The organism is Staphylococcus sp. HMSC62B09 (assembly GCF_001839115.1).
In the GTDB taxonomy this organism is placed as follows: Bacteria; Bacillota; Bacilli; order Staphylococcales; family Staphylococcaceae; genus Staphylococcus; species Staphylococcus haemolyticus.
In genome coordinates this window covers 58063-74665 of the sequence record NZ_KV840151.1, presented here as the reverse complement: position 1 = coordinate 74665, position 16603 = coordinate 58063, and the positions used below count along the sequence as shown (strand labels likewise).

The 16603-nt window shown below is 32.1% G+C and carries 14 protein-coding genes and 1 pseudogene; 12 read left to right on the top strand and 3 right to left on the bottom strand.

Going from position 1 to position 16603, the window contains the following annotated elements; all coding sequences use genetic code 11:
* Positions 1-15 precede the first annotated feature (15 nt).
* The gene (locus HMPREF3265_RS08410; protein ID WP_070861356.1) at positions 16-1245 is read left to right on the top strand and encodes an AI-2E family transporter; all 1230 of its coding nucleotides are present in this window, start codon (positions 16-18) and stop codon (positions 1243-1245) included.
* Positions 1246-1486: 241 nt separating this feature from the next.
* On the top strand, positions 1487-4009 hold the full coding sequence (gene mprF, locus HMPREF3265_RS08405) for a bifunctional lysylphosphatidylglycerol flippase/synthetase MprF (protein ID WP_070440055.1): 2523 nt from the start codon (positions 1487-1489) through the stop codon (positions 4007-4009).
* A 72-nt stretch (positions 4010-4081) separates the two neighbouring features.
* Here the strand turns inward: mprF and msrA are convergent, their stop codons facing one another.
* Entirely contained in the window at positions 4082-4588 is a 507-nt protein-coding gene (gene msrA / locus HMPREF3265_RS08400) for a peptide-methionine (S)-S-oxide reductase MsrA (protein WP_070440053.1), read from the bottom strand.
* A 146-nt stretch (positions 4589-4734) separates the two neighbouring features.
* Here msrA and HMPREF3265_RS08395 point away from each other — a divergent pair, with 146 nt between their 5' ends.
* Entirely contained in the window at positions 4735-5712 is a 978-nt protein-coding gene (locus HMPREF3265_RS08395; RefSeq protein WP_070440051.1) for an LCP family protein, read from the top strand.
* An 88-nt stretch (positions 5713-5800) separates the two neighbouring features.
* Here the strand turns inward: HMPREF3265_RS08395 and HMPREF3265_RS08390 are convergent, their stop codons facing one another.
* The gene (locus HMPREF3265_RS08390) at positions 5801-5989 is read right to left on the bottom strand and encodes a 2-hydroxymuconate tautomerase (RefSeq protein WP_011275837.1); all 189 of its coding nucleotides are present in this window, start codon (positions 5987-5989) and stop codon (positions 5801-5803) included.
* A gap of 153 nt (positions 5990-6142) precedes the next feature.
* On the opposite strand from HMPREF3265_RS08390, the gene HMPREF3265_RS08385 reads away from it, so the two are divergent.
* The gene (locus HMPREF3265_RS08385; protein WP_070440049.1) at positions 6143-7405 is read left to right on the top strand and encodes a Y-family DNA polymerase; all 1263 of its coding nucleotides are present in this window, start codon (positions 6143-6145) and stop codon (positions 7403-7405) included.
* Positions 7406-7478: 73 nt separating this feature from the next.
* Here the strand turns inward: HMPREF3265_RS08385 and HMPREF3265_RS08380 are convergent.
* Positions 7479-8569, bottom strand: a pseudogene (locus tag HMPREF3265_RS08380) (prephenate dehydrogenase).
* A gap of 152 nt (positions 8570-8721) precedes the next feature.
* On the opposite strand from HMPREF3265_RS08380, the gene HMPREF3265_RS08375 reads away from it, so the two are divergent.
* From HMPREF3265_RS08375 to trpA, 8 genes are all read left to right on the top strand, one after another.
* Positions 8722-9759, top strand: coding sequence for a M42 family metallopeptidase (locus HMPREF3265_RS08375; protein ID WP_070861354.1), 1038 nt, complete (start codon positions 8722-8724; stop codon positions 9757-9759).
* A gap of 504 nt (positions 9760-10263) precedes the next feature.
* Positions 10264-11673, top strand: a complete 1410-nt coding sequence (locus HMPREF3265_RS08370; protein ID WP_070581395.1) for an anthranilate synthase component I — start codon at positions 10264-10266, stop codon at positions 11671-11673.
* A complete protein-coding gene (locus HMPREF3265_RS08365) occupies positions 11670-12269 on the top strand; it encodes an anthranilate synthase component II (protein WP_070440043.1) in 600 nt (199 codons plus the stop codon). The genes HMPREF3265_RS08370 and HMPREF3265_RS08365 overlap by 4 nt, the downstream gene beginning before the upstream one ends.
* Complete coding sequence (gene trpD / locus HMPREF3265_RS08360; RefSeq protein WP_070485392.1) at positions 12244-13260, top strand: anthranilate phosphoribosyltransferase; 1017 nt, start codon at positions 12244-12246, stop codon at positions 13258-13260. Before HMPREF3265_RS08365 ends, trpD begins: the two co-directional genes overlap by 26 nt.
* The gene (gene trpC / locus HMPREF3265_RS08355) at positions 13244-14026 is read left to right on the top strand and encodes an indole-3-glycerol phosphate synthase TrpC (protein ID WP_070440039.1); all 783 of its coding nucleotides are present in this window, start codon (positions 13244-13246) and stop codon (positions 14024-14026) included. The genes trpD and trpC overlap by 17 nt, the downstream gene beginning before the upstream one ends.
* The gene (locus HMPREF3265_RS08350) at positions 14023-14649 is read left to right on the top strand and encodes a phosphoribosylanthranilate isomerase (RefSeq protein ID WP_070440037.1); all 627 of its coding nucleotides are present in this window, start codon (positions 14023-14025) and stop codon (positions 14647-14649) included. Before trpC ends, HMPREF3265_RS08350 begins: the two co-directional genes overlap by 4 nt.
* Position 14650: 1 nt before the next feature.
* Positions 14651-15862 carry a tryptophan synthase subunit beta gene (trpB, locus tag HMPREF3265_RS08345; protein ID WP_070861352.1) on the top strand — a complete coding sequence of 404 codons (1212 nt, stop codon included), beginning with the start codon at positions 14651-14653 and terminating at the stop codon, positions 15860-15862.
* The gene (trpA, locus tag HMPREF3265_RS08340; protein ID WP_070861350.1) at positions 15855-16586 is read left to right on the top strand and encodes a tryptophan synthase subunit alpha; all 732 of its coding nucleotides are present in this window, start codon (positions 15855-15857) and stop codon (positions 16584-16586) included. The genes trpB and trpA overlap by 8 nt, the downstream gene beginning before the upstream one ends.
* Positions 16587-16603 lie beyond the last annotated feature (17 nt).

Here is a 16603-nt window from a genome sequence, read left to right as displayed (position 1 = left end):
GGTATGGTGAAAAACATGGCAATTGAAAATAAGCAAGTTGAAGAAAAAAGCGCAAAAAAATTTAGTTTTACAGAAACGCGTTTTATGAAATTCTTAGGCGGTAAAGATTTATTATTTGCTTTGCTTTCATTAGTGCTCATAGGTATTGTAATATTTATATTTGATAAAGTTTCTTATGTTTTTGAACCATTTATCATCATATTTAATACAATTGTAGCACCAATTATTATATCGCTTATTTTATTCTATCTTATTAATCCAGTGATTAATTTGATGGAGAGATATAATATTCCAAGATTACTAGGAATCATTATTGTATTTTTAGCTATTGTTGGTGGAGCGACATTAATTATTAATTTATTAATTCCGCTTATTGGAGATCAAATCACACGTTTAGCTAACAACTTCCCTAAATATGTAGATAAATTTAATAACGCAATAGATCAAGTCACACATTTTTCTTTCTTATCATCATTTTATACTCAAATACAAGATTGGTTAGACTCAGTTTCCAATAAGATACCTTCTATGGTTTCAAGTTATTTTGATGGATTTGGAACTAAAATTAGAAGTTTTGCAGAAGCTATTGTTAACGTAGGTGTAGTTCTTGTCACAACACCTTTTGTATTATTCTTCATGTTAAAAGATGGTCACAAATTTAAAGAGTATTCAACGAAGATTATGCCACCTAAATTTAGAAAAGATTACCATGATTTAATGGAAAAAATGAGTGTACAAGTTGGATCATATATCCAAGGTCAAATTATTGTTTCATTTTGTATTGGTATCTTACTCTTTATAGGCTATTCAATTATTGGTCTTGATTACGGTCTTGTACTTGCTTGTATAGCTGCTGTTACAAGTGTTGTACCTTATCTAGGACCAACGATTGCTATTTCACCAGCCATCATTATAGCGATTATTACATCGCCATTCATGTTATTGAAATTAATTGTAGTATGGACGCTTGTTCAATTTATTGAAGGACATTTCATTTCACCTAATGTTATGGGAAAAACATTGAAAATTCATCCTTTAACGATTATTTTCATCTTATTGAGTGCTGGTAATTTATTAGGTATTGTTGGTGTTATTTTAGGTATTCCTGGATATGCAATACTTAAAGTATTAGTCTCACACCTATTCTTATTATTTAAACGTCGTTATAACAAGTATTATGGTGATGATTCAGGAGAATATGAAATTAAAAAAGAAGAAACTAAAGAATATACTAAAGCTGAATAAGCTCTAAACGAGTATTAAGTGTAAAAGCCAGTTTATCTAGCTTTCTCAGTTTTAGTTACCTAAGCGGGAATGAGATAATGAATTCATTTTGGATTCTGTATCATTCCCGCCTTTTTTTAGAAAGTATTTAATCTTACACACATTACAATAATGTTAGTATGAGTTATACATATTCATATGTTCATTCAAATGAAGGTATGATATATTTTTAAATAATCGTAGGTGAAGGTAGAGGTATGACATGACTGAAGAACTTAAGAATAGATTATTATCATTACTCAAATTTGTTTTTGCTGCAGTTTTATTTATAGCAGTTGTTGCAACGCTATATCATGAATTAGCACACATTAATTTTAAACAAACACTTGAAGCATTTAGCAAAATTAATCGTTGGTATCTAGTTGGCTTATTCATTTGCGGTGGTTCAGCTATGATTTTACTAAGTTTGTATGATCTTATCTTAGTAAAAGGGTTAAAACTGGATATACCACTTATTAGGGTTTTTAAAATCAGCTATATCATTAATGCACTTAATGCCATTGTTGGCTTTGGTGGATTTATAGGGGCTGGATTTAGAGCATTTATTTATAAAAATTATACAACTGATAGAAAAAAATTAGTTCATGCTATTTCAATCATACTGATTTCTATGTTAACGGGTTTGAGTCTTTTATCAATCCTTGTCGTGTTACATATCTTTGATGCTTCTCATATAATAAATAAAGTAAGTTGGGTTCGATGGATTTTATATGTTGTTGCATTATTTTTACCTTTATTTATTTCCTATACCATGATTAATCCTATTGATCGTAACAATAAATATTTAGGTGTTTATTGCACACTAGTATCAAGTTTTGAGTGGCTGGCAGCTGCCACAGTACTCTATTTATCAACAGTTATTGTAGATATTAACATAGCATTCACTACTGTTATCGGTATATTCATCATTGCTGCTCTTTCTGGATTGGTTAGTTTCATACCAGGTGGCTTCGGTGCTTTCGATTTAGTTGTATTATTAGGTCTTAAGTCTTTAGGCGTTCCTGAAGAAAAAGTACTATTAGCGTTATTATTATATCGTTTCGCTTATTACTTTGTACCAGTTGTTATTGCACTTGTTTTATCTACATTTGAGTTTGGATCATCTGCGCGAAAATACTTCGAAGAATCTAAATATTTTGTACCTGCAAGAGATGTAACATCTTTTTTATTCTCTTATCAAAAAGATATTATTGCTAAGATTCCGTCATTTGCCTTAGCTATGTTAGTACTAATAACAAGTTTTGTTTTCTTTATTAATAACATTACAATTGTTTATGATGGTTTATACGATGATCATCATTTCGCATATTATATTATGTTATCTGTGCATACAAGTGCTTGCTTATTATTACTTATCAATGTTAGAGGTGTATTTAAACAAAGCCGACGTGCTATTTTGTTTGTAATGATTTCACTTGTTTTAATATTTAGTGCAACAGTATATACTTATGCATCTTTAATTCTTTTATCATGGATTTTATTAATATTTGTATTACTTGTTCTCGCTTATCGTCGTTCTAAAGTGATGAAACGACCATTCAGATTAAAACGTTTAATTTTTACAATTATTTTAAGTATGCTGGTATTGTATGTTAATCATTTTATAATTTCAGAAACTTTATATGCACTTGATATTTACCACATTGAAATGGATACTTCTTTATTGAAATATTATTTCTGGTTAACGGTTCTTGTCGTAGTCATACTTGTAGGTATCGTCGCATGGTTATTGGAGTCTAGATACACTAGACCACACCAATTAGAAGATTTATCGAGATGTAAATCAATTATTGAAACGTATGGTGGCAATTATTTAAGTCATTTAATCTATAGTGGAGATAAAGATGTCTTTATGCATGAAGCGCAACAAGCTTTTTTAATGTATCGCTACAAAGGTAACGCTCTTGTTGTGTTAGGAGATCCAATCGGTGATACGAAGGCGTTTCAGTCTTTACTTATTGATTTTTATAACTACGGTGAAAAGTTAGGCTATGATATTATATTCTATCAAGTTTCAGATCGCTTTATGCCGCTATATCATAATTTTGGTAATCAGTTTTTCAAACTTGGTGAAGAGGCAATTATAAATTTAACTCAATTTACGACATCAGGAAAGAAACGTCGTGGTTTCCGAGCAACACTTAATAAATTCGATGATTTAAATATTCAATTTGAAATTTTAGAGCCACCTTTTTCGAAAGATCTCATTTTTCAATTAAAACAAGTTAGTGATCAGTGGCTAGATGGACGTAATGAAATGCATTTTTCAGTAGGTCAATTTACAGAAGAGTATTTACAACAAGCACCTATTGGAATAATGAAGAATGAAGAAGGTAAAGTCATTGCGTTTTGCACTTTAATGCCTACTTATTATAATGAAGCTATTTCAGTAGATTTAATTCGTTGGTTACCTGATTTAGATTTACCTTTAATGGATGGCCTATATCTACATATGTTACTTTGGGGTAAAGATAAAGGCTATAAAGCATTTAACATGGGTATGGCAACTTTATCAAATGTAGGTCAATTAAATTACTCTTACCCTCGAGAGCGTGTAGCTGGGCGTGTATTTGAACACTTCAATGGTCTATATCGCTTTCAAGGACTACGTAAGTATAAAGAAAAATATAGTCCAAATTGGGAACCAAGATTTTTGGTTTATAGAAAAGATAGTTCACTATGGTATAGCATGTTAAAAGTAATGAGAGTTATTCGTCATAAATAATTGTTAAAAAAGGCATCCAACAAGTGAATGGGTGATAATCACCTTGAAGGGTGCCTTTGATTATTTAAAACTTTAATTGGATTTATAGTTTGCTCGGTCTTGTTGTTCTTGAGCATAACGCTCAGGGTTCTTTTTGTAAAAATCTTGATGATATTCTTCTGCTTTGTAAAAAGTTGAAGCGGGTAATATTTTAGTCACTATTGCTTTTTCTGAATGAATTGTTTGCTCGAGTTGGTGAACGTATTGCTCAGCAAGTCTTTTTTGATCCTTATTCGTGTAGAATATAGCTGTTCTATATTGTGAACCTCTATCTTGAAACTGGCCACCATCATCAATGGGATCAATAACCGAGAAAAATACTTCTAATAATTTGTTATAAGAAAACAATGCAACATCATATTCAATTTTTACAGTTTCATAATGTCCTGTGGTCCCACTTTTCACATCTTCATAAGTAGGGTTGTGAGTTGAACCACCCATATAGCCAGATGTTACTGTTTCTATACCATCGAATTGATCGAAAGGTTTGGTCATACACCAGAAACACCCACCAGCAAAATATGCTGTATTAATATTCATTTATGCCATCCTTTCATTGGACCTTAGTACCATTTATTTAAAAATTACTTGATTTTTCAAAGCAACTTCTATAATTTAATTATATATAATTATAGTACATAGATATATAATTTTGAAGATTTTTACTAGACGTAAGGTAGGTAAATATGACAGAAGAGAAGGATAAGACAGTATACAGGCGACAAGCAGACGCACAGACACCTTCTAAACGACGGAATAAGAAAAAACTACGTAAATTACCTTTTATCATTTTGATTATATCGATATTGCTAATCGCAGCTATTATCTATATTGTCCATGGTTATCGTAGTGGTGTTAATTACGCTGAGAAACATGCAAAAGATATCAAAGTACATAAGTTTAATGGACCAGTAAAAAATGACGGTAAGATTTCTGTACTCGTGTTAGGTGCTGACAAAGCTAGCGGTGGTAAGTCGCGTTCAGATTCCATCATGGTAGTTCAATATGATTATATCCATAAAAAAATGAAAATGATGTCAGTGATGCGTGATATTTATGCGGAAATACCTGGATATCAGAATTATAAAATTAATGCAGCCTATTCACTTGGTGGACCTGAACTTCTTAGAAAGACTTTAAATAAGAATTTAGGTATTAATCCTGAATATTATGCAGTCATTGATTTTACGGGTTTTGAAAAAATGATTGATGAATTAGAACCTAATGGCGTTCCTATGGACGTAGAAAAAGATATGTCTGAAAATATTGGAGTATCTCTTAAAAAAGGTCATCATCGTTTAAACGGTAAAGAATTACTTGGATATGCGAGATTTAGACATGACGAGGAAGGAGATTTTGGGCGAGTTAGACGTCAACAACAAGTTATGCAGACGTTGAAAAAAGAGTTAGTTACACCTAGTTCAGTAATAAAATTGCCTAAAGTAGCTGGTATATTAAGGGGTTATATTAATACAAGTATGCCAAATTCAGCTATCTTCCAAACAGGTATTAGTTACGGTTTAAGAGGAGATAAGAACGTAGAATCTCTTACGGTTCCAATTAATAATTCGTACCAGAATATTAATACAAATAACGATGGCAGTGCCTTAGAGATTGATAAGAAGAAAAATAAAAAAGCTGTCAAAGAATTTCTAAATAACTAAAACGTAAAAGAGCGCACTCGATTGGGTGCACTCTTTTTTTACGCCTTTAATAAATACCATAATATTATTATGTAAACTAATCAAAGTTTTATTCTGCGTCTGATTTTCTAACTCCTGCAACGCCATAGTGATTTTTTTGCATTTCTTCAATAATCACATGAATTGCCTCTCTATTAGCTCCAGTAGTTTTTTCAACTGCATTTGTTACTTCTGTTACTAAATTTTTTAATTGTTCATCTGAGCGTCCTTCTAACAATTTAACATTGATGATTGGCATCTTATTTCCTCCTTGAATTAGTAATTTCATCCATAGTATAGCATGTTTTAGGGCAGTACTCCAAAAGAAAATTGAGAACATTAGTTCTTATTTTTTATTGAAATAGAACAAGTGTTCGTATATAATAAAAATGACTAAGGGAGGTATCTTGGCATGTATGATTATAATTTATTGGAAGAAAGAGACATATTATGTATCGATCAAAAGAGTTTTTTTGCTAGTGTGTCATGTATCCAAAAGGGATTGGATCCTCTAGAAACAAAGTTAGCAGTAGTTGCAGACACTAAAAGACAAGGATCGGTTGTTTTAGCAGCCACACCTAAATTAAAAGAAATCGGTATCAAAACAGGGTCAAGACTATTCGAGATTCCGCATCGTAATGATATTTATATTATCAATCCTAGCATGAGAAAATATTTAGAAGTTTCAATAGCAATTTCTAAAATTGCGCTTAAATATGTACCGGGAGAAGATTTACATCAATATAGTATAGATGAATTCTTTTTAGATGTGACTGATAGCTATCATCGATTTAACTCTACTGTACAATCATTTGCAGAAAGATTACAAAAGGAAATAGAAGATAAAACAGGGATATATTGCACTATTGGTATAGGATCAAACATGTTATTAAGTAAGGTCGCAATGGATATTGAAGCAAAACATACATCCAATGGTATTACAGAATGGAGATATCATGATGTCCCACAAAAGATGTGGAAAATTACGCCGTTACGTGATTTTTGGGGCATTAACAAGAAAACAGAAGCAAAGCTCAATAAGAAAGGGATTGTAACTGTTGGAGATTTAGCTCAATATCCATACAGATTTCTTAAAAGAGATTTTGGTGTATTAGGGATAGATATGCATTTACATGCTAATGGTATTGATCAAAGTAAATTGAGAGAAAAATATAATGTTACTAATCCATCCATATGTAAAAGCCAAATACTGATGAGAGATTATCGGTTTGAGGAGTCGAAAATTGTAATGCAAGAATTAATTGAAGACGTTGCTAGTAGAATAAGAGAACGTAAACAACTGGCAAGAACAATTCACTTTTCATTTGGTTATACAGAAGGCGGTGGTGTTCATAAGCAATATACACTAACAGATGCGACAAACTTAGAAAGAGACATCTATAAAGTAGTCAATTATTATGCGAATCAATTGTGTGATAAGAATGCACTGTATCGAACATTGAGCGTATCATTGACTCAACTTATTAATGAGGAAGACCGCCAGCTTAACTTATTTATAGACGAATATGAAAGAAGAAGAGATGAAAAGCTAGCTAAAACCATTGATTACTTACAAAACAAATATGGTAAGGGAATCGTATCTAAAGCGATATCTTACACTGATGCTGGAACAAAGCATGGTCGCTTGGGCTTAATGGCAGGGCATAAAATGTAAAATATATCCTTCTATCAATGAAATGAGCATTTAAAAGAAATCGAGCGCATTTCATTGTATTAGGAGGACATTATTATAAAATGTATGTTTCAAAATCATTGAGCGCCTTAATACCTCGTTCACGATCTTCAGGAGTTTTAAAGCTAATTTGTAAAGCACCTAAAATATCTTCACGAATTTCAAGGATTTTTAAGTTACTTATAGAAATATTATGTAAACTAAAAATAGAAGTTACTTTGCTAATCATACCTGATTTATCTGGAATATCTACATAGAGATCATACGCAATACTTAGTGCACCTTGTTGTTTAACAGGAAGTTGATCCCTAAACTTTTTAGCACCTGAAAAGAAATTATGGACTTCGTTAGTATCATTTAAACGAATATGGGATGAAATTGAATCTAACTGTTGTTGCAACATTTCTAATAGGTGTAATATATTTTCTTGATTACTAAACGTAATATCTCTCCACATATCTGCGTTACTACTAGCTATACGTGTGACATCTCTAAAGCCACCAGCTGCTAATTGTGTTACTAGAGTATGGTTCTTTGAGTTTGTTTCACTCAAATGAACTAAGCTTGAAGCGATGATATGTGGAATATGACTCACAACTCCAGTAACATAATCATGCTCTTGTGCCGATGTTGTTATAAATTTTGCCGATGTAGTTGATAACAATGTTTGTAGTTTTTTAGCCGATTCAGCATTACATGCATCATCATAAACGAGAATGTAATAAGCATTTTCGAATAAATGCTTTTTTGAATTAAGAACACCAGATTTATGACTTCCAGCCATAGGATGGCCACCTACAAGATGAATGTTGTTGTTTAAGAGAAACTTTTCATAGCTTTGAATATTAGATTTAGTGCTACCAGTATCAGTTACAATTAAATGAGATTGTGTTTGATAATTAGGTAATTCTTTTAAGTATAATTCAGTTTGTTGTACGGGGGTAGCGTAAATGATGATATCTGCATTTTTACGCCTTCACTATAGTCTTCAATTTTTTTATCAATTATTCCTATTGATAATGCTTTTTCAAGTTGATCTTTATCAGCGTCGAATGCTGATATTGTTAGATTAGGTTGATAATATTTTAAATTACTTGCTAAACTGCCACCAATCAAACCGAGTCCTATAAATAAAATATTTTTCATGATGAATCACCTTATTTCAAAATTTTCAGAATATGTACATTGTAAGGTAGAGTGTGCAGATAAACAATAGTAAAATGAATGAATTAATAGTGATAGTTCTATAAATACGATAAAATGTTATCAATAATTATTTTAAAAAAGGGGAGATAATGATGACGCAAAAAGTATTGAAAACAATAAAAGAACTTACAGAAATTAATAGCCCATCTGGTAATGCTACGGAAGCAATTAATTATGTTAAGAACAAAGTTGAAGCGTTAGGTTATGATACTAAGACAACCAATAAAGGTGCCTTAATTATCGAAGTACAAGGTGAAAATGATGAACAACAAAGATGCATTACTGCCCATGTAGATACACTAGGCGCGATGGTCAAAGAAATTAAAGAAAATGGTCGATTATCTATTAGTTTAATAGGTGGATTTACATATAACGCGATTGAAGGAGAGTATTGTGAGATACAAACTGATTCAGGACAAGTATATACAGGAACGATTTGTTTGCATGAAACAAGTGTCCATGTTTACAGAAATAATCATGAAATACCTAGAGATGGCGAACATATGGAAATTCGTATCGATGAAAAAACAACGTCTGATCAAGAGACAAGAGATTTAGGGATTGAAGTGGGAGATTTTGTAAGTTTTGATTCCAGAACTGAAATTACATCATCAGGATTTATTAAATCAAGACACTTAGATGATAAAGCAAGTGTAGCAATGATACTAGAACTGCTTGAGAAACTTAAACAAGAAGAAACGCAATTACCACATACGACTCAGTTTTATATTTCTAATAACGAAGAAATAGGATATGGTGCAAATGCATCAATATCCGATAAGATAGTAGAGTTTATTGCATTTGATATGGGAGCGCTAGGCGATGGTCAAACCTCAGATGAATATACTGTATCGATTTGTGCTAAAGATGGATCAGGTCCTTATCATAAAGAATTAAAATCACATTTAATAAATTTATGTAAAATTAATGACATACCTTATAAAGTTGATATTTATCCTTATTATAGCTCTGATGCATCAGCAGCACTAAAAGCAGGTGCAGACATTCGTCATGGTTTATTTGGTGCTGGTATAGAATCATCTCACGCGCTTGAAAGAACTCATATTGAGTCTATTGATGCAACTCAAAATCTTTTATACGCATATTGTTTATCGCCAATAAATTTATAATTGATTGTTGACAAATAAAATAGAGTTTTGTATTATACTGAATTATAAGAAATATCAAACAATTCTATGAATGAAGTAGATAATATGATTTGTAGCAAATAGAAAGCCAATGGGTGATGTAAATTGGCACAACATATTAATCGAATTGGGTCTAGAATTTTAAATTTTAATAAAGTATGAGTGAGCAAAGTATTGTTAATTGAGGTGGCACCACGGTAACGCGTCCTTATAGAGTAAAGCGCGTATGCTGTGGTGTTTTTATGTACAATTAAATAGGCATAAATGAAGTAGTGGTGAGTAAGGTAGTGACAGAAAGTTGATGGTAGATGCAAATCAACACCCCTTATCATGAATTTGGGTTTATGTTGAAAGACAAATCAATAAGACTGAGTGAACGCTTAATATTTCGATTATTCGGAATATTTCGTTAATTAAGGTGGTACCGCGCGTCAGCGTCCTTTACATAAGGAGGCTGACGTTTTTTTTAGTGAAAGGGATGAGAAAATGGAATTTTATTATGAAGTATTAAAAGCTCACATAACACCTGAAGCTTTAGGACAGTTGAATGAACATAAAATTATATTTGAAAGCGCAAGTCAACAACAATTAAAAGGCAGATACTCTATCGTAGCATTCGATTATTATGGCACCGTCAAATTAAATGATAATGAATTAATTATTAAGACTTTGAAAGAAGATAAAGTTATAACTACTGAGCCATATAATTATTTAAAAACATTCATCAATCAATTTGATTGTGTCATAAATGATGAAAAATTAAAGCAACTACCATTTATTTCTGGCTTTATGGGAACATGTGGTTTTGATTTAGTGCGACATGAATTTCCAATTTTAAAACGAGTAGCTATTAAGAGTATGAAAACAATATCAGACGTGTCTTTCTACATGATAGAGGATGTATTTGTATTTGATCATTACAAGGATGAATTATACGTGATTGCTTCTAATCAATTTTCAAAAGCAAGTAATGCAGAATTAAAATTAAGAGTGAAGCATAGAATTCAAGCATTGTCTCAAATTAAAGTTTACCAAGAGAATAATAAAATGGTGCCTAAGAGATCAGAGATAAAAGTAAATATTTCTGATAAACAATTTATCGATATTGTTACTCAAATGAAACAACGGATTACTGAGGGAGATATGTTTCAAGTTGTGCCCTCTAGAATATATAGCTACCAACATCATTTCGGAAAAAATAAAAACCAATTGAGTTATCAGCTTTATCAAAATTTAAAACGTAAGAACCCTAGTCCATATATGTATTACATGAACATGGAAAATGAGATTATAGTTGGAAGTTCACCAGAAAGCTTTGTAGCAGTGCATAACGGCGAAGTAATAACTAATCCAATTGCAGGAACGATTAGACGTGGCACTACCTCAGAGGTAGATGAACGCAATGCACACCAATTAATTACAGATGAGAAAGAAATAAGTGAACATAGTATGCTTGTGGATTTAGGTAGAAATGATATTCATAGAGTAAGTATTACGGGGACATCTGAAATATCAAAACTAATGGTGATTGAAAGATATGAACATGTCATGCATATCGTTAGTGAAGTAAAAGGAAAAATTAGAAAAGATATATCTCCAATGACTACTATAGCAAGTCTTTTACCAACTGGGACAGTATCGGGAGCACCTAAACTAAGAGCTATTCAACGCATATATGAATCCTATCAATATAAAAGAGGCGTATATAGCGGTGGCGTTGGTTATATCAATTGTAATCAAAATTTAGATTTTGCATTGGCAATACGAACCATGTTGATTGATGACGACACTGTTAATGTCGAGGCAGGCTGTGGTGTTGTGTACGATTCTATACCTGAAAAGGAACTTGAAGAAACACGACTTAAAGCAAAAAGCTTATTGGAGGTAACACCATGATATTAATTATAGATAATTACGATTCGTTTACGTATAACTTGGTTGATATAGTTAGTCAAATTGATGAAGTGATTATTAAATATCCAGATGATAAAGATGTATTGAACTATTTAGAGAAAATTGATGGGGTAATCATTTCTCCAGGTCCTGGTCATCCTTTAGATGGCGATGAATTGGTAAAAATTATCGATAAATATCATACTTTACCAATTTTAGGTATTTGTTTAGGTGCTCAAGCATTAACGTGCTACTACGGTGGCAAAGTTATTCAAGGAGAGAAAGTCATGCATGGAAAGGTAGATACACTTGAAGTTAAAAACGAGTCAGAACTCTATTTGACGATACCGCACCAATTCAAAATTATGAGATATCATTCACTTGTAAGTGAGATAAAATCTTTTCCTAAGAATTTAATCATTACGGGAAGTACATCAGATTCAATACAATCCTTCGAGGACAAACAACATCTTCATTTCGGTATACAGTATCATCCAGAATCATTTGCTACTGAGTTTGGTTCACAAATTATTAAAAACTTCATTCGTATTGTAAAAGAAAGGGTGAATTTGAGTGGGATTACTAAAACAATTGGATAATGACATAACTTTAACGCAATCAGAGACAACACAATTCATAACCTATCTAACTAATCCTGAAATTGATGTGGAAGACAAGGTCGACTTATTAACGCGATTTACGAAAAAGGAAATTAAACAACAAGAATTAACCTATGTCGTCAATAGTTTAATTCAAACCATGTATCCTAATCAACCAACATATGAAGGAAGTATGTGTGTATGCGGTACAGGAGGGGATAAGTCAAACAGTTTCAATATTTCTACAACAGTGTCTTTTGTAGTAGCAAGCGCTGGTATTCCAGTCATTAAACACGGAAATAGAAGTATAACATCCCATTCAGGAAGTACTGATTTGTTAAATCAACTGGGAATAAAGACGACAAAAGTTTCAGAAGTCCCATTACAAATTGAAGAACAGGGATTGGCATTTATTAGTGCAATTGAGTCTTATCCAATAATGAAATATATCCAACCTGTTAGAAAAATGATTTCTATACCGACTATTTTTAATATAGTTGGGCCACTTATCAATCCATTTAAATTGACCTATCAAGTGTTAGGAGTGTACGACCCAAGTCGATTGTACATGATAGCACAAACATTGAAAGATTTAGGGCGACGGAGAGCAATAGTGTTACATGGAGCAAATGGTATGGATGAAGCTACGCTTTCAGGAGACAATGAAGTTTATGAATTAAATGAAAATGGAGACATAACGCATTATTTTGTAAATGCTAAAGATTATGGTTTAAAGATTGCAAGTAATCAAGATTTAGAAGGAGGCAGTCCAAGAGAAAACAAAATGATTACATTAGATATTATAAGTGGAGATGATAAAACTTGTAGAAGGGATGTTGTTTTGTTAAATGCTGCACTTGCGTTATATGTTTCTGAAAAAGTAGATACGATAGCATCTGGAATAAGTTTAGCTACGTTCTTAATTGATAGTGGTAGAGCGATGGAACAATTTATGAGAATGAGAGGTGATATCTGTGACGATATTAAGTGAAATAGTGGATTATAAAGAGCAATTATTAAAAGACGGCTATTATCATGATAAATTACAAAATTTGAAAGAGGTTAAACATAAAAATAAATCACGATTAACGGATGCTTTAATTAATAATGACAATTTAACATTAATTGCTGAAATCAAATCGAAGAGTCCATCTGTACAAGCTTTTCAACAAACGAATATAATTAAACAAGTAATTGATTATGAACGTTATGGAGCAAATGCGATCTCCGTATTAACAGACGAACGTTATTTCGGTGGTAGCTTTGAAAGATTACAGCAAATATCCGAAACAACACAATTACCTGTTTTATGTAAAGATTTCATCATTGATTCGCTTCAAATTGATGTTGCACAAAAAGCAGGTGCTTCAATTATTTTACTCATTGTAAATATACTTACCGATGAAAAGTTACGACAACTCTATCAATATGCAAGTTCTAAGGGACTAGAAGTGTTAGTAGAGGTACATGATGGTATTGAATTACAACGTGCCTATCAATTAAATCCACAAATCATTGGGGTAAACAATCGTGATTTAAAATCATTCAACACCGATGTTAAACATACTAATCAAATACTTAAGTGTAAGAAAGAGAACTATTTATATATATCTGAAAGTGGAATTCATTCACAACAAGAGGTTAAGCAAATAGTAAAAAGTGGGATCGATGGCTTATTAGTTGGTGGAGCCTTAATGAATTGTAATGAGTTAGAACATTTTATACCCTCACTCAAATTAAAAAAGGTGAAACAATGATTTTAAAATTTTGCGGTATAAAAACTAAAGTAGAAGCATTAAGCATTCGACCACTCAATATAAACATGGTGGGATTTATACACTATCCCAAAAGTAAACGACATTTGGATATTGAGCAAATAAATAAACTATCAAGATTGTTGCCAGACGAAATAGATAGATTAGTCGTATTAGTTAATCCAACATTGCAATTAATAAAGAAAATTATTAATGCTACTAATATTAATGCTATCCAACTCCATGGTGAAGAGACGATTGATTTTATCAAACAATGTCGTTTAAATTTTAAGAATATTAAGATAATTAAAGCTTTACCAGCTACTCAAAATATAATAAATGATATCGATCAATTCAAAGAGCATGTTGACTTATTTATTATAGATACGCCATCAGAGCAATATGGTGGGACTGGACAATCTTTTGATTGGACATTGCTTAAGGGCTTAGATCAATCTATACCGTTTTTAATTGCTGGAGGTATTGACGTTGATAAGATAAAACAAATTGAAATGATGAAGTTGAATCATTTAGGTTATGACATTTCAAGCGGCATTGAAACGGATGGTATAAAAGACAAAAATAAAATGTTAACTGTGATACAACAAGTGAAGGGAGAATTATAATATGTATAATATACAAACTGAAGCAGATGAATTAGGTTTTTTCGGAGAATATGGTGGGAAATATGTTCCAGAGACATTAATGCCAGCAATTATTGAATTAAAACAAGCGTATAAGAAGGCTAAACAAGATCAATCATTTCAAGATGAATTAACTTATTATTTGAAAGAATATGTAGGTAGAGAAACCCCATTGACTTATGCAAAATCATATAGTGAAGCGTTGGGTGGAGCTCAAATATATTTAAAACGTGAGGATTTGAATCATACCGGCGCACATAAAATTAATAATGCGATAGGGCAAGCTTTATTGGCAAAACGTATGGGCAAAAATAAACTAGTTGCTGAAACGGGCGCGGGTCAGCATGGTGTAGCAAGTGCCACAGTAGCTGCGTTATTTGATATGGAATTAATCGTATTTATGGGAAGAGAAGATATCAAACGTCAACAGCTTAATGTATTTCGTATGGAATTATTAGGAGCTAAAGTTGAAGCAGTGGATGAAGGTCAAGGAACACTTTCTAATGCGGTAAACAAGGCATTACAGTATTGGGTAAGTCATGTTGCAGATACACACTATTTACTAGGTTCGGCATTAGGACCTGATCCTTTTCCAACGATGGTCAGAGATTTTCAAAGTGTTATAGGTCAAGAAATTAAAGAACAATTACTTCAAAAAACTGGTCGATTACCAGATGCAGTTGTTGCATGTATAGGCGGAGGGTCTAATGCAATAGGGACTTTTTATCCTTTTATTAAAGATAAGGTCAAATTATATGGTGTAGAGGCTGCAGGACAAGGGATTGATACTGCTAAGCACGCACTTGCAATTGGAAAAGGACGTCCGGGCGTACTTCATGGTTCAAAAATGTATTTAATTCAAGATGAATATGGACAAGTAGAATTAGCACACTCTATATCTGCAGGTTTAGATTATCCAGGTATAGGTCCTGAACATTCATATTATCACGATATTGGACGTGTGCAATATAAACGTGCCACTGATACAGAAGCAATGGAGGTGCTCATCCGCTTCAGCAAAATGGAAGGAGTCATACCTGCCATTGAAAGTGCACATGCACTTAGTTATGTTGAAAAGATAGCACCTAAAATGAATAAAGATGAAATTTTAGTAGTTACTATTTCAGGTCGCGGTGACAAGGATATGGAAACAATTAGACACTATATGCAAACAAGAGGTGAATCACATGACTAAATTATTTATTCCATACATTATGGGGAATAAGTCATTTATTAAAAATATGAAAATCTTAGATGAGAATGGTGCTGATATAATAGAAATTGGTATACCATTCTCTGACCCAGTAGCTGATGGTCCCATAATAATGGAAGCAGGCAACCGAGCTATCAAGCAAGGCGTGACCATTAATTACATTTTTAATGAATTATCCAAAAATAAAGATGAAATTAATTGCAAATATGTACTAATGACTTATTTCAATATCATTGTTTCTTATGGAGAAGAAGCTTTCTTTAAAGAATGTGAAAAAGTAGGTGTTTACGGCGTAATTATTTCGGATTTGCCTAACGAATTAACTCAAAAATTAAAGCAAAAAATATCCAAATTTGATGTTAAAGTAATATCTCTCATATCAATGACTGCAAATGATGACCGTATAAAAGAAATCGTTAAGCATGCTGAAGGGTTTATATACACTGTAACTATGAATGCAACAACAGGCAAAAATGGAACGTTTCATCCTCAATTAAAAGATAAATTAAAACATCTAAAAGCACATACGGATATACCTGTAGTTGCAGGTTTTGGCATCAGAACTAAAGAACATATAAAGGATTTAGCTACTTTTGCTGACGGTGTAGTAATTGGTAGTGAAATTGTAAAACGCTTTTGTCAAGATAATAACGAGGATACGATTCACTATTTAAAACAAGTAAGAGAAACGCTAGATACGCTTTAGGTATAAGAAGTACCTTG